The organism is Duganella sp. P38, from assembly GCF_050859475.1.
Taxonomy (GTDB): domain Bacteria; phylum Pseudomonadota; class Gammaproteobacteria; order Burkholderiales; family Burkholderiaceae_D; genus Rugamonas.
Genome location: NZ_CP193936.1, coordinates 751,915 through 764,689 on the forward strand (window position 1 = coordinate 751,915; position 12,775 = coordinate 764,689).

Genomic DNA, 12,775 nt, shown 5'->3' on the forward strand with positions numbered 1-12,775 from the left:
TTCTGCTAGTGTCTGCTCCCGGCCGCACCCCGCGGCGGGCCGTGAAATTGGTTGACTGGGCCGTGCTTCAAGTCTATACTCGCGAGTTCTCAATTTATTCTGCACATCGTATACGTTGAATCTGGCTGCTCCATGAGGGTGGCTGGTTGCGCCTCCGACGGCCCAATAGATCGAGAGAAGGTTTTTTGTCCCCGGCATTGTGACCGGGTTGTTAACGTTGTTATTTAGTTGGGTTTAGAACGATGCCAACCATCAATCAACTGATTCGCAATCCACGCACCAAACTGGTCGTGAAGAGCAAATCGCCGGCGCTGGAAAACAGCCCGCAAAAACGTGGCGTGTGCACCCGTGTGTACACCACCACTCCTAAGAAGCCTAACTCGGCACTGCGTAAAGTTGCCAAAGTGCGTCTGACCAACGGTTTCGAAGTGATTTCGTACATCGGCGGTGAAGGCCACAACCTGCAGGAACACAGCGTTGTGCTGCTGCGCGGCGGTCGTGTAAAAGACTTGCCAGGTGTGCGTTACCACATGGTTCGCGGTGCACTGGATACCCAGGGCGTTAAAGACCGTAAACAAGCTCGCTCGAAATACGGTGCCAAGCGCGCCAAGCAAGCTAAGAAGTAATCTACATTAATTGAGTTGAGCCGGTCGCGAGGCCGAGTAAGTGGTTGGCTATGATGGCCGCCGCGAGTGACCGCAAGGCACTCAACTGAAGATAAAAGGAAATGACATGCCACGTCGTCGTGAAGTACCCAAGCGCGAGATCCTGCCGGATCCAAAATTCGGCAACACCGATGTCGCCAAATTCGTGAACGTTCTGATGCTGTCCGGTAAAAAATCGGTCGCAGAAAACATCATCTACGGTGCCTTCGAGCACATCTCGCAGAAATCCGGTAAAGACCCGCTGGAAGTGTTCGCCACCGCGCTGAACAACGCCAAGCCGCTGGTTGAAGTGAAATCCCGTCGCGTCGGTGGTGCAAACTACCAGGTGCCGGTTGAAGTCCGCCCAGTGCGCCGCATGGCGCTGTCGATGCGTTGGCTGCGTGAAGCCGCTAACAAGCGCAGCGAAAAATCGATGCCACAACGTCTGGCAGGCGAACTGCTGGAAGCGGCTGAAGGTCGTGGCGGCGCGATGAAGCGTCGTGACGAAGTTCACCGCATGGCTGAAGCGAACAAAGCGTTCTCGCACTTCCGCTTCTAATAAAATCGGCCAGCTGCGGCTGGCTGTTATCCGTTGTTCGAGGCCGGGCTCATTTTTGGTACCAAAAATGGCGCTCGGTTTTGTCCATTAAACGATTTAGGATTAATTATGGCCCGCAAGACCCCCATCGAGCGCTACCGCAATATCGGTATCTCCGCTCACATCGATGCAGGTAAGACCACCACTACCGAGCGCGTTCTGTTCTACACGGGCGTGAACCACAAAATCGGTGAAGTTCACGATGGCGCCGCCACCATGGACTGGATGGAGCAGGAACAAGAGCGTGGTATCACCATCACCTCGGCTGCGACCACCTGCTTCTGGAAAGGCATGGCGAACAACTTCCCAGAGCACCACATCAACATCATCGACACCCCAGGCCACGTCGACTTCACCATCGAGGTGGAACGTTCGATGCGCGTGCTGGACGGTGCTTGCATGGTTTACTGCGCAGTGGGCGGTGTTCAGCCACAGTCGGAAACCGTATGGCGTCAGGCTAACAAGTACAAAGTGCCACGTCTGGCCTTCGTCAACAAGATGGACCGTACCGGCGCCAACTTCTTCAAAGTGTACGAGCAGATGCGCGCACGCCTGAAGGCCAACCCGGTTCTGATCCAGATCCCGATCGGCGCCGAAGACAACTTCAAGGGCGTGATCGACCTGGTCAAGATGAAAGCCATCATCTGGGACGACGCCTCGCAAGGCATGAAGTTCGACTACGTCGACATCCCTGCAGAGCTGGCTGATCAAGCCGCCGAGTGGCGCGAGAAGATGGTCGAAGCCGCTGCTGAAGCGAACGAAGACCTGATGAACAAGTACCTGGAAGAAGGCGATCTGTCGGAAGCCGAGATCAAGAAAGCCATCCGCGAGCGTACCATCGCTTCGGAAATCGTTCCGATGATGTGCGGCACCGCCTTCAAGAACAAGGGCGTGCAGGCCATGCTGGACGCGGTCATCGAGTACCTGCCGTCGCCGATCGACATCGATTCCGTTAAAGGCACCGATGAAGACGAGCAACCAGCGACCCGTAAAGCAGCTGACGACGAGAAATTCTCGGCGCTGGCCTTCAAGATCATGACCGACCCGTTCGTCGGCCAACTGGCCTTCTTCCGCGTGTACTCGGGCGTGATCAACGCCGGCGATACCGTGTACAACTCGGTCAAAGGTCGTAAAGAGCGTCTGGGCCGTATTCTGCAGATGCACGCCAACCAGCGTGAAGAGATCAAAGAAGTGCGCGCCGGCGACATCGCCGCCGCGGTTGGTCTGAAAGACGTGACCACCGGCGAAACCCTGTGCGATCCAGCGTCGATCATCACCCTGGAAAAAATGGTCTTCCCTGAGCCGGTGATTCAACAGGCCGTGGAACCAAAAACCAAGGCCGACCAGGAAAAAATGGGCCTGGCGCTGAACCGCCTGGCACAGGAAGATCCGTCGTTCCGCGTGCGTACCGACGAAGAATCGGGCCAGACCATCATCGGTGGTATGGGCGAGCTGCACCTGGAAATTATCGTGGACCGCATGAAGCGCGAATTCGGCGTGGAAGCCACCGTGGGCAAACCACAGGTTGCATACCGCGAAACCGTCCGCAAATCGGTTGCTGATGTGGAAGGCAAGTTCGTCAAGCAGTCGGGTGGTCGTGGTCAGTACGGTCACGCTGTCGTGACCCTGGAACCACAGGAACAAGGTAAAGGCTTCGAGTTCGTCGACGCGATCAAGGGCGGTGTGATTCCACGTGAATTCATCCCTGCGGTTGAAAAAGGCGTGCGCGAAACCCTGAACACCGGTGTTCTGGCTGGCTACCCAGTGGTGGACGTCAAAGTGACCCTGACCTTCGGTTCGTACCACGATGTTGACTCGAACGAAAATGCATTCCGCATGGCCGGTTCGATGGCATTCAAGGAAGCGTGCAAACGCGCCAACCCAGTCATCCTGGAACCAATGATGGCTGTGGAAGTGGAAACGCCGGAAGACTACGCCGGTACCGTGATGGGCGACCTGTCGTCCCGCCGCGGTATGGTGCAGGGCATGGACGAAATCCCAGGCGGCGGCGGCAAGATCATCAAAGCCGAAGTGCCACTGTCGGAAATGTTTGGTTACTCGACCACCCTGCGTTCCGCAACGCAAGGTCGTGCAACCTACACCATGGAGTTCAAGCACTACTCCGAGGCGCCTAAGCACGTGATCGACGCTATCGTTACCGCGAAAGCCAAGTAATCTGGTATTTTTGCAGCCGGGTAGATCATCCGGCTGCATATTTAAAACATTGTTCTAAGGAAGAATTAAAATGGCAAAAGAAAAGTTCGAGCGGACTAAACCGCACGTCAACGTAGGCACCATCGGTCACGTCGACCACGGCAAAACCACCCTGACCGCTGCGATCGCAACCGTTCTGTCGAAGAAATTCGGCGGCGAAGCGAAAGCTTACGACCAGATCGACGCTGCTCCAGAAGAAAAAGCACGCGGCATCACCATCAACACCGCCCACGTCGAGTACGAAACCGCCGGCCGTCACTACGCTCACGTTGACTGCCCAGGCCACGCCGACTACATCAAAAACATGATCACCGGCGCAGCGCAGATGGACGGCGCGATCCTGGTGTGCTCCGCAGCTGACGGCCCAATGCCACAGACCCGCGAACACATCCTGCTGGCCCGCCAGGTTGGCGTTCCATACATCATCGTGTTCCTGAACAAGTGCGACCTGGTCGACGACGCAGAACTGCTGGAACTGGTCGAAATGGAAGTGCGCGAGCTGCTGTCGAAATACGAGTTCCCAGGCGACGACCTGCCTATCATCAAAGGTTCGGCACGTCTGGCACTGGACGGCGACACCGGCCCACTGGGCGAACAGGCGATCATGCAACTGGCCGAAGCGCTGGACAGCTACATCCCAACCCCAGAGCGCGCAGTTGACGGCGCCTTCCTGATGCCAGTGGAAGACGTGTTCTCGATCTCGGGCCGCGGCACCGTGGTGACCGGTCGTGTTGAGCGCGGCATCATCAAGGTCGGCGAAGAGATCGAAATCGTTGGTATCACCGACACCGTGAAAACCACCTGCACCGGCGTGGAAATGTTCCGCAAGCTGCTGGACCAAGGTCAGGCGGGCGACAACGTTGGTCTGCTGCTGCGCGGCACCAAGCGTGAAGACGTGCAACGTGGTCAAGTTCTGGCAAAACCAGGCTCGATCAAGCCGCACAACCACTTCACCGGCGAGATCTATGTTCTGTCGAAAGACGAAGGCGGCCGTCACACCCCGTTCTTCAACAACTACCGTCCACAGTTCTACTTCCGTACCACCGACGTGACCGGTTCGATCGAGCTGCCAGCCGATAAAGAAATGGTTATGCCAGGCGACAACGTGTCGATCACCGTCAAGCTGATCAACCCGATCGCGATGGAAGAAGGTCTGCGTTTCGCTATCCGCGAAGGCGGCCGTACCGTGGGCGCCGGCGTTGTTGCTAAAATCATCGCCTAATTTTTAAGCGCTGATTGATACAGGGCCGATATGGTGTGCTACCATATCGGCCCTGTTGTACCAAAATCGTTCTTTTTAAAATTGCTGGCGCTACACAGTTGCCAGTTCGCTCTTTGAGGGAATTATCATGACCGTTACCAATCAAAAAATCCGTATCCGCCTGAAGGCTTTCGACTACAAGCTGATCGACCAGTCGGCCCTGGAAATCGTTGACACCGCGAAGCGCACCGGCGCCGTTGTCAAAGGCCCAGTCCCACTGCCAACCCGCATCCAGCGTTTCGACGTTCTGCGTTCGCCGCACGTCAACAAAACCTCGCGCGACCAGTTCGAAATCCGCACCCACCAGCGCCTGATGGACATCGTCGACCCAACCGACAAGACCGTTGACGCCCTGATGAAGCTGGACCTGCCAGCTGGCGTTGATGTCGAAATCAAACTGCAGTAATCGTTTTTAAGTTGGCAGCCCCGGCTGCCGGCTGATGATGGGCCCGTACGCGCAAGCGTCCGGGCCCATTGTTTTTGCGGCCGATACCGCTAGAGTCCGGGACTATGCTTGCCACTTTAGACACCCATCTGCTCAGCGCCACCGCCCGCGACGACCTGCCCGGCTGGCGCCGCTTCATCCTCGAATTCCTCTACTTCGGCATCAAGGAGGCGCGCGCCTGCCTGTTCGTGGCGCTGTTCTTCGCCAGCGTGCTGCTGGTGCCGCGCGCCGGCCTGTTCGGCGTGCCGCGCTACGACGTGCTGCTGCTGGCGGCGGTCGGCATCCAGGCGTGGATGGTGTGGGCCAAACTGGAAACCTGGGACGAACTGAAGGCCGTGTGCCTGTTCCACATGGTCGGCTTCGCGCTGGAGGCGTTTAAGGTGTCGGGCAGCATCCAGTCGTGGAGCTATCCCGACTTTGCCTACACCAAGGTGCTGGGCGTGCCACTGTTCTCCGGCTTTATGTACGCGGCGGTCGGCAGCTATATCGTGCAGGCCTGGCGGCTGTTCGACCTGCGCATCCGCCACCATCCGCCGTACTGGATGGCGGTGCTGATCGCGCTGATGATCTACGCTAACTTCTTCACCCACCATTACATCGGCGACTACCGCTGGTATCTGGCGGCCGCCGCGCTGGGCCTGTACGCGCGCACCACCGTGGTGTTCCGCCCGCTCGACCGCGACCGCCAGATGCCGCTGCTGCTGGCGTTCGTGCTGATCGGCTTCTTCATCTGGCTGGCGGAAAACATCAGCACCTTCTGGGGCATCTGGCGCTACCCGAACCAGCTGGGCGCGTGGTCGGTGGTGCATGTCAGCAAATGGAGCTCGTGGTCACTGCTGGTGGTGATGACCTTTACCATCGTCGCCCACCTCAAGCACATCAAGGCGCGCATCCACGTGCCGGAATAAAATATTCGCGCGTGCTGCCCGTCTTCAGGGCATGGACACGACCAACTCTCCCCAACGCGCCGGCCGCTTCGAGTCGGCGCTGCAGAAAATCTTCGCGCGCAACGCCCAGGTGCTGGATGTCGAACCCGTCGGCGCGCGCTTCCGCCTGATCACGCTGGGCGGCGCAGGGCTGCGCAATGCCGGCTGGACGCCGGGCGACAAGCTGCAAGTCATGCTGGGCGGCTGGGTGCAGCGCACCTACACGCCGATCGACTGGGACGCCGACCATGGCCGCACGCGCATCCTGGTGTATCTGCACGGCGACGCGCCCGGCGCCCGCTGGGCCGGCGCATTGCAGCGCGGCGACAGCTGCGCCTTGTTCGGCCCGCGAAAATCGATCCGCCTGGCGCCGCAGGCGTCGCCGGTGATCCTGTTCGGCGATGAAACCTCGCTCGGCCTGGCTGCCGCCTTGGCGCAGCAAGCCACCACCTATATGCTGTTTGAGGCGGCCGACCGCGCGGCGACGCAGGCCGTCATCGCGCGCCTGCAACTGCACAACGCCGGCGTGGAAAGCACCGGCTCGCATGCGCTGGCGGCGCAGATGGCCGCGCTGCTGCGCACCCATCCGGACGCCGACATCGTGCTGAGCGGCCGGGCCGCCGCCATCCAGCAGATGGGCCGGCTGGTGCACCAGCACGGCACGGCCGCCAAGCGCCGCCAGACCAAGGCCTACTGGGCACCCGGCAAGGCCGGCATGGACTGACGGCCTCAGCCCCAGACTTGCAGGCTGGCGGCGAGGGCAGGGGGCAGCTCGTCCAGCCGGGCGCGGTTGCGGCGCGCCGGCCCCTGGCCGTCGAAGGGGCGCATCAGGTAGTGGCGCGCCATGGCGGCGCCGCCGATGGCGATGCCGTTGTTGCCGAAGTGCGGCGTGCGTACCGTCGGCGCCGTCAGCTGGGTGGCCGCGGCGCACTCGTCGAGCACGCGCCGGCCCGGCGCGATCAGCCGCTCGCCCAGGCGCAGCGCGGCGCCGCCGATGACGATGCACATCGGGTCGAACGCCACCCACAGGTTGTTGAGCAGCACCCCCATATTGCGCCCGGCCGCCTCGACCGCGCGCGCCGCCGCCTCGTCGCCGGACTCGGCCTGCGTGAACAGACGCTCCAGCTGCTCCTGCGTAGCCGGCTGCTGCTTGCCATAGACCGTGTCCATCAGCGCGCGCAGGCCGATCAGGGCGTCGGCGCAGCCGTGCCGGCCGCAGGAGCAGCGCGGTCCGCCCTGCTGCAAAATGGTGTGGCCCACCTCGCCGGCGAAGCCGTACAGGCCGGTCAGCAGGCGGCCGTCGACGATGATGCCGGCGCCCACGCCGTAACCAATACTCAAATAAATCAGCGGATCGGCACTGCTCTCGCCGGCGAATTCCAGCTCGCCCAGCGCCGCCACATTGGCCTCGTTCTGGATGTACAGCGGTAGTCCGGCCAGCGGCGTGCCGGCGAAGTGCGCGTGCAGCTGGCCGGCCACGTCGACGTTGCGCCAGCCCTGGTGCGGCGCGTAGCGCAGCATGCCGGTGGCGTCGTCGACCACGCCGTGCAGGCCGACGCCGATGCCCAGCACGGTGCGCCGCGCCAGCGCCGGGCTGGCGGTCAGTGCGGCCAGCCCGGCCGCCATCAGTGCGATGCAGCTGGCGGCGTCGTCCGGGGCGGCATAGGGCAGCACCTGCTCGGCCAGCACCTCGCCCAGCAGGTTGGTGGCGACCAGCCGCGCGGCGCTGATGCTGAGGTCGGCGCCCAGCAGGGCCAGGCGGCTGCCGTCGATGTGCAGCGGCGTGGCGCGCCGGCCCAGCGCACCGGTGGTGAGCGAGGCGCTTTCGCTGAGCCAGCCTTCCTCCATCAGTTCGCGCACCAGCAGGCTGATGGTGGATTTGGTCAGGCCGACGGTTTCGGCCAGCGCGGCGCGCGACATGCCGGGGGTGCTGGCCAGCTGGCGCACCAGGGCCATGCGGTTGACTTGTTTTAGTAACTGTTGGTCGCCGGCGACGATCATGGGCGGGTTCCGGAAGAGGGTGTGGCGGCGATCATACACGAAGCTTGTCATAATAACTATGAAACCGCCGGAAGGCATAGTTCCAGCCCGGTTGGTGCGCCGATACAACAGCTTGCAGTGCGATTCGCTACGGGAATTCGTTCGATCGATTGACGAATGGAAGCGTTTCTCCGATACTGATATTGTCTAATTTGTCATATTAATGAAGTAAATTCGACATCGCACCCGGCGGGCATCACCCCGCCCTGTTTTCTGCGGCACCCCGGTAAAAAACAAGAACTACCAGCCCGTTGTTTGTGTAGGATCACGCCCGGCAGAGCAGCGCCGGTATAAATCAAAATAAGGAGATGAAGTGCGTACTTTTATGAAAACGTTTTCAAAGCCGCCGCGCCAGCGCCGCCTGATCAGTCTGGCGGTGGCGGGTGCCTGCGCCACGTTCGGCAGCGTCCACGCGCAGGACGCCACCAGCAACAATTCGACCGACAGCATGACCAGCGGCCCTTCGGTGGTGGTGACCGGCATCCGCGCCAGCCTGCAGTCGACCATGAACATGAAGCGCAACGCCGACGGCATCGTCGACGGCATTGTGGCGGACGATATCGGTAAATTCCCCGACACCAACCTGGCAGAATCGTTGCAAAGGATTTCAGGCGTTTCCATCGACCGCAGCAACGGCGAAGGGCAGAAGGTCACCGTGCGCGGCCTCGGCCCGGACTTCAACCTGGTGCTGTTGAACGGCCGCCAGATGCCGACCACCGACCTGAGCGACCTGTCCGGCCGCTCGTTCGACTTCTCCAACCTGGCGTCGGAATCGATCTCGCAGTTGCAGGTCTACAAGACCGGCCGCGCCGACAGCCCGACCGGCGGCATTGGCGCCACCATCAACGTCATGACCGCGCGTCCGCTGGACAACCCGGGCATGCGCGCCAGCATCGGCGCCAAGGCGGTGCACGACACCTCCAACAACAATGTGCCGGACATGCACAAGGGCAGCAAGGTCACGCCTGAAATCTCCGGCATTTACAGCAACACCAGCGCCGATGGCCGCTTCGGTGTCGCCATCAGCGCCAGCTACCAGGAACGCGATTCCGGCTTCAGCAAGGCTGGTAGCGCTAACGGCTACCAGGGACCGTTCCGCGGCTCCGACACCACCGAAGGCACGACGCTGCCGCAGCCTGGCCAGCCGGGCGCGCAGAACATCACCAACCGTCCGGGCCAGAACGACCTCTACCAGATCCCGCAGAACTTCGGCTACGGCGTCAACGCCATCCAGCGTCAGCGCACCAACGGCCAGCTGGTGCTGCAGTTCCGCCCGGTCAAGGAGCTGACCTCGACGCTGGATGTGACTTACTCGGAAAACAAGGTGCAGACCAAGCGTAACGAGCTGAGCGTGTGGTTCGGCCAGACGCCGACCTCGACCAGCAGCTGGCCGAGCGGCCACGTGGTGTCGCCGATCACCTACCAGGAAGTCTACAAAACCCCGCAGGACATCTCGGTAGTGGGGGGCGACTATGCCACCAAGACCAAGAACCAGTCGATCGGCTTCAACACCGTGTGGAAAGCCACGCCGGACCTGCGCCTGGAGTTCGACGCCCACCACTCGACCGCCGAGTCCGGCGCAGACAGCCCGTTCGGCACCGAGAACAACCTGTCCAACGCCAGCTTCAGCCGCGGCACCACCAAGGTGGACTACAGCACCGAACTGCCGGTGGTCAGCATGCCGCTGGCCGACCTGGTCAACCAGCCGATCCAGGCTGCCGGTTCTTGGTTCCACAACAGCTGGCAGAAGGCCACCGTCAACCAGGCGCAGGCCAAGGGTAGCCTGAAGCTGCTGGAGGCGTCCGACCTGAACTTCGGCGTCAGCTACACCGACTCGAAGAACCGTTCGACCTACTCCAACGTGCAGAACAACACCTGGGGCGGCGCCACCAAGCCGTCGGACTACCCGGCTAGCATCTTTGTGGCCAGCCCGCTGAGCTCCTACTTCGAGGAATTCGGCGGCCATAACTCGGCGGCACTGTACCCTTACCTGTACAGCTTCGACTTCGCCAAGCTGCGCGAGATCACCGCCAAGGCCACCGGCAACGCCGCCGGCTACCTGCCGAACTTCGCCAGCGCCGACACCGACCGCCTGCTGCAGGAGAAGTCGACCTCGGCCTACGTGTCGTTCGGCACGGACTGGGACACGGCGATTCCGTTCCGCTCGACTGTTGGCCTGCGCTTCGAGCGTACCAAGGTCACGTCGGTGGCGCAGATCCTGCCGGGCACGGCGGTGAAATGGGAGTCGCAGAACGAATTGCCGCTGGTCTTCGCGGGCAAGGAATACTCCACCAAGGAGTCCAGCTACAACAACGTGCTGCCTAGCCTGAACCTGGACGTCGACGTGCGCAAGGACATGAAGGTACGCGCCAGCGCCGGCGTCACCATCGGCCGTCCGCGTTACGACCAGCTGCAAGGCGGTCTGACGCTGGGCACCATCGCCAATGTGTTCACCGGCGGCACGGCGTCGATCGGCAATCCGGAACTGAAGCCGGTCAAATCGAAAAACCTGGACCTGTCATGGGAATGGTATTACGACCAGCAAAGCGTGTTGTCGTTGGCCGCCTTCCACAAGAAGATGGACAATTACGCCGGCCAGACGGTCACCCCGCAGTCGCTGTACGGCTTGCACACCCCGATTGGCGGCGCCTACTACAACGCCGCCATCGCCTCGGGCTGCTCGGCAGCCGATACCAACTGCCTGCGCAATTACATCCTGACCAACTTCAGGAACAGCCCGGGCGTGGAGTACCTCGGCGTCAAGTCGGACGGCAACCTCGATGGCAAGATCACCGGCCTGCCGACCGACCCGCTGATGAACTTCCTGGTGACCTCGTACGCCAACCAGAAGTCGGCCACCGTCAAGGGCGCCGAGCTGAACGTGCAGCACATGTTCGGCCGCAGCGGCTTCGGCGTCCAGGCCAACTACACCTGGGTCAGCTCGCCGACCAAGTATGACAACGCCAACACCAACGACCAGTTCGCCATTCTGGGCCTGAGCAATTCGGCCAACCTGGTGGGTATCTACGAGGATGCCAAATGGTCGGTGCGCGTGGCCTACAACTGGCGCGACAAGTTCCTGGCCTCGACCGTGGACGGCGGCAGCCGCGCTTCGCCGGTGTACACTGACAGCTATGGACAAACCGACGTCAGCATCGGTTACAACGTCAACCAGAACCTGAGCCTGCAAGCCGAGGTGATCAACCTGACCAATTCCACCCAGCGTCAGTTTGGCCGCACCGAGGCGGCGACCATGAATGTGACGCAGGGCGGTCCGCGTTATATGCTGGGCGCGCGCTACAAGTTCTAAGCGGTTTTTCCGGCGCCGGCCGGAATCCATGCCGGGCAGTTGTTCCGGCGTTCCATGGGTTCCGGCCTGGCCGGAACGACGGAGGTAACCACAGGCCGTCGCGCGAGCGACGGCCTTTTTCATGAAAGCCGAGTGTGCAACAGATAGCCGAAATCGATTGCGAACGCAGCCTGCAACTGCGCGGCGACGGCAGCCGGGCGCTGCCCGACGACATCCTGGCCGCGACCACGCCGCTGGTGTTGCGCGGCCTGGTGGCCGACTGGCCGCTGGTGCGCGCGGCGCGCCAGTCGGCGCACGCGGCCGACGCCTACCTGCGCCGCTTCTACCGCGACGCCACCGTGCTGGCCACGTCGGCGCCGCCCGCGACTGGCGGCAGGATTTTCTATAACGACGACCTCAGCGGCTTCAACTTCAGCGCGCAAATGGTGCGGTTCGACCAGGTGCTCGACGCGCTGCGCGCCCATCTCGACCATCCGCAACCGCCGACGCTGTACGTCGGCTCGACCACCGTCGACACCTGCCTGCCCGGCATGCGCGGCGAAAACGATCTCAACTTCGGCGCGCGCGATCCGCTGGCCAGCATCTGGATCGGCAACCGCACCTGCGTGCCGGCCCATTACGACCTGCCGGACAATCTGGCCTGCGTGGCGGCCGGCCGCCGCCGTTTCACGCTGTTCCCGCCGGAGCAGCTGAAAAACCTGTATATCGGGCCGCTGGACTTCACGCCGGCCGGGCAGTCGGTCAGCCTGGTCGATCCGCAGGCGCCGGACCTGGCGCGCTTCCCGCGCTATGCCGAGGCGCTGGCGCAGGCGCAGACGGCGCTGCTGGAGCCGGGCGACGCGCTGTTCATCCCCAGCATGTGGTGGCATCAGGTGGAGGGGCTGGAACCGTTCAATATCCTGATCAACTACTGGTGGCGGCAGTCGCCGGCGTGGATGGACACGCCGTTCAACACCTTGCTGCAGGCGCTGCTGACGCTGCGCGAGCTGCCGCCGGCGCAGCGCGCGGCGTGGCAGGAAATGTTCCGCCACTACGTGTTCGACAGCGACGGCAGCGAGGCTGCGCATATTCCGCCGGCCGCGCGCGGCGTGCTGGCGCCGCTGGACGCGGCCGGCGCCCGCGCGCTGCGCGCCCAGGTGCTGAACCGTCTGAACCGTTAGCCGCCTTGCCGGCCCGCTGCAACCGCGCCAGCAGGCGCGGTTTTTTATGCGCCGGTGCTGTGCACTGATCCTGATGATATTTGGTCTTTTGCTAATGTCGTCGTGTAAAACCCGGTTCACGTTTTCACATTAAAACAACAAAAATATGGCAGATAGTTACCAAGACCATAAAAAATC

10 protein-coding genes are annotated in these 12,775 nt (G+C 62.0%); 9 read left to right on the plus strand and 1 reads right to left on the minus strand.

What is annotated here, in order from left to right:
• Positions 1-242: 242 nt before the first annotated feature.
• The 7 genes from rpsL to ACRQ5J_RS03410 all read left to right on the plus strand — a co-directional run bounded on the left by rpsL (position 243) and on the right by ACRQ5J_RS03410 (position 6,812).
• Positions 243-626, plus strand: a complete 384-nt coding sequence (gene rpsL, locus ACRQ5J_RS03380; protein ID WP_090192387.1) for a 30S ribosomal protein S12 — start codon at positions 243-245, stop codon at positions 624-626.
• Between the two features lie 106 nt (positions 627-732).
• Positions 733-1,203, plus strand: a complete 471-nt coding sequence (rpsG, locus tag ACRQ5J_RS03385; RefSeq protein WP_160992324.1) for a 30S ribosomal protein S7 — start codon at positions 733-735, stop codon at positions 1,201-1,203.
• Positions 1,204-1,311: 108 nt separating this feature from the next.
• The gene (gene fusA / locus ACRQ5J_RS03390) at positions 1,312-3,417 is read left to right on the plus strand and encodes an elongation factor G (protein ID WP_432381140.1); all 2,106 of its coding nucleotides are present in this window, start codon (positions 1,312-1,314) and stop codon (positions 3,415-3,417) included.
• Between the two features lie 70 nt (positions 3,418-3,487).
• Complete coding sequence (gene tuf, locus ACRQ5J_RS03395) at positions 3,488-4,678, plus strand: elongation factor Tu (protein WP_432381141.1); 1,191 nt, start codon at positions 3,488-3,490, stop codon at positions 4,676-4,678.
• A gap of 127 nt (positions 4,679-4,805) precedes the next feature.
• The gene (gene rpsJ / locus ACRQ5J_RS03400) at positions 4,806-5,123 is read left to right on the plus strand and encodes a 30S ribosomal protein S10 (RefSeq protein ID WP_072786805.1); all 318 of its coding nucleotides are present in this window, start codon (positions 4,806-4,808) and stop codon (positions 5,121-5,123) included.
• A gap of 104 nt (positions 5,124-5,227) precedes the next feature.
• On the plus strand, positions 5,228-6,070 hold the full coding sequence (locus tag ACRQ5J_RS03405) for a DUF817 domain-containing protein (protein ID WP_432381142.1): 843 nt from the start codon (positions 5,228-5,230) through the stop codon (positions 6,068-6,070).
• 31 nt (positions 6,071-6,101) lie between these two features.
• Positions 6,102-6,812: a siderophore-interacting protein gene (locus ACRQ5J_RS03410; RefSeq protein ID WP_432381143.1), complete on the plus strand. Its 711-nt coding sequence runs from the start codon at positions 6,102-6,104 to the stop codon at positions 6,810-6,812.
• Between the two features lie 5 nt (positions 6,813-6,817).
• Here ACRQ5J_RS03410 and ACRQ5J_RS03415 read toward each other — a convergent pair whose 3' ends face one another.
• On the minus strand, positions 6,818-8,089 hold the full coding sequence (locus tag ACRQ5J_RS03415; RefSeq protein ID WP_432381144.1) for an ROK family transcriptional regulator: 1,272 nt from the start codon (positions 8,087-8,089) through the stop codon (positions 6,818-6,820).
• Between the two features lie 364 nt (positions 8,090-8,453).
• Between ACRQ5J_RS03415 and ACRQ5J_RS03420 the strand changes: the two genes are divergently transcribed.
• Positions 8,454-11,438 (plus strand): TonB-dependent receptor, encoded by a 2,985-nt coding sequence (locus tag ACRQ5J_RS03420; protein WP_432381145.1) that lies wholly within the window; start codon positions 8,454-8,456, stop codon positions 11,436-11,438.
• A 134-nt stretch (positions 11,439-11,572) separates the two neighbouring features.
• Positions 11,573-12,598, plus strand: coding sequence for a cupin-like domain-containing protein (locus tag ACRQ5J_RS03425; RefSeq protein WP_432381146.1), 1,026 nt, complete (start codon positions 11,573-11,575; stop codon positions 12,596-12,598).
• The last annotated feature ends 177 nt before the right edge of the window (positions 12,599-12,775 follow it).

What these genes read in the sequence shown, in the direction of transcription:
- ACRQ5J_RS03415 (WP_432381144.1), bottom strand. Translation starts at nt 8,089, where the DNA reads ATGATCGTCGCCGGCGACCAACAGTTACTAAAACAAGTCAACCGCATG.
- rpsG (WP_160992324.1), top strand. Translation starts at nt 733, where the DNA reads ATGCCACGTCGTCGTGAAGTACCCAAGCGCGAGATCCTGCCGGATCCA.
- rpsL (WP_090192387.1), top strand. Translation starts at nt 243, where the DNA reads ATGCCAACCATCAATCAACTGATTCGCAATCCACGCACCAAACTGGTC.
- tuf (WP_432381141.1), top strand. Translation starts at nt 3,488, where the DNA reads ATGGCAAAAGAAAAGTTCGAGCGGACTAAACCGCACGTCAACGTAGGC.
- fusA (WP_432381140.1), top strand. Translation starts at nt 1,312, where the DNA reads ATGGCCCGCAAGACCCCCATCGAGCGCTACCGCAATATCGGTATCTCC.
- ACRQ5J_RS03405 (WP_432381142.1), top strand. Translation starts at nt 5,228, where the DNA reads ATGCTTGCCACTTTAGACACCCATCTGCTCAGCGCCACCGCCCGCGAC.
- rpsJ (WP_072786805.1), top strand. Translation starts at nt 4,806, where the DNA reads ATGACCGTTACCAATCAAAAAATCCGTATCCGCCTGAAGGCTTTCGAC.
- ACRQ5J_RS03410 (WP_432381143.1), top strand. Translation starts at nt 6,102, where the DNA reads ATGGACACGACCAACTCTCCCCAACGCGCCGGCCGCTTCGAGTCGGCG.
- ACRQ5J_RS03420 (WP_432381145.1), top strand. Translation starts at nt 8,454, where the DNA reads ATGAAAACGTTTTCAAAGCCGCCGCGCCAGCGCCGCCTGATCAGTCTG.